Source organism: Aeromicrobium sp. PFPM2_SD2, assembly GCF_057364525.1.
Map to the genome: position 1 here is coordinate 1 of NZ_JBNFNZ010000576.1, position 1326 is coordinate 1326.

A 1326-nucleotide genomic window follows, 5' to 3' on the forward strand; every position below is an offset into this window, starting at 1 on the left:
CCAGGACGGACGCGCGGAACGCTTCAGGAGGAACCCCCCATGACCGAGCGCCGCGACGGGTCGGGCGTCCCGCTGGCCCAGCCGGTGCTCGCCGTCTCGAGCCCCGCAGCGGCCCTCCTGACCACCCGGACCGTGTCAGACTGAGCGCGTGCTGACCCGCTTCGCCGCCCTCACGGCCGCCCTCACGCTGACCCTGACCGCCTGCACCGGCGACGACGGCGGGAGCGAGGACGGCGGTGACGCCGACGCGCTGGCCGCCCGGCTCGCCACGGCGCAGCAGACGCTCGACGCCGCCGAGACCATCGAGCTGTCGCTGGCGACGAAGGAGCTGCCCAACGGCGTCACGGGGCTGCTCTCGGCGAAGGGCACCGGCAACCACACGCCCGCCTTCCGGGGCACCGTCACGGTCGTCACCGGCGGGGCGAGCCTGGACGCCGACGTGGTCGCCACCGACGGCTCGGTGTGGGCCAAGACGGCCTTCTCCCCCGCCTTCCTGACCATCGACCCGGCCACCCTCAAGGCGCCGGACCCGGCGTCGCTGTTCGTCGCCGGCCAGGGCGTCTCGGGCCTGCTGCCCGCCACCGAGGACCTCGAGGACGGCGGCCGCAAGCGCGACGGCGAGGACGTCCTCAGCGTCGTCGAGGGCACCCTCGAGGGAGGCGACGTCCAGGCACTCATCCCGTCGGCGGACGTCGACGGCAGCTTCGACGTCGAGTGGCGGCTGGACGAGGACGACGCGCTGCGCGACGCCACCGTGACCGGCCCGTTCTACGGCGACGAGGACGTCACCTACACGATCACGGTGAGCACCTCCGACGAGCCGGTCCGGATCGCCCGGCCCTGACGTGCCCGCGACCGTGAGCAGGGCGTCCACCGTCCTGCTGGGGCTGGCCGCCGCCGCGGTCTGCTTCGCCGCCGCCGACACCTACGTCGTCGTCCTGGCGCTGCCGGACATGATGAGCGCCTCCGGGCTCGGCGTCGACGAGCTGCAGCGTGCCGCCCCGATCGTCTCGGGCTTCCTCCTCGGCTACGTGGGCGTCCTGCCGCTCGTGGGCCGCATCAGCGACCTGCGCGGACGCCTGCCGGTGCTCGTCGGCACGCTGCTGGTCTTCGCTCTCGGCTCGGTCGTCACCGCCGCGGCGTACGACCTGGAGTCGATCGTCGCCGGACGCCTGCTCCAGGGGGTGGGCGGTGGCGGTCTCGTCCCGCCGACGCTCGCCCTGGTCGCCGACCTGTGGCCGCCCCATCGCCGCGGCCTGCCGCTGGGCGTCGTCGGCGCGGTGCAGGAGCTGGGCAGCGTGCTGGGCCCGGTGCTGGGCGCCGTCG

2 protein-coding genes are annotated in these 1326 nt (G+C 74.9%); both read left to right on the forward strand.

Features of this window, described 5'->3' with window-relative positions:
* Window positions 1–148 precede the first annotated feature (148 nt).
* The gene (locus tag AC2W7G_RS16475; protein ID WP_485869387.1) at window positions 149–844 is read left to right on the forward strand and encodes an LppX_LprAFG lipoprotein; all 696 of its coding nucleotides are present in this window, start codon (window positions 149–151) and stop codon (window positions 842–844) included.
* Window positions 845–857: 13 nt separating this feature from the next.
* A partial coding sequence (locus tag AC2W7G_RS16480) for an MFS transporter (protein ID WP_485869388.1) occupies window positions 858–1326 on the forward strand: 469 nt, incomplete at its 3' end.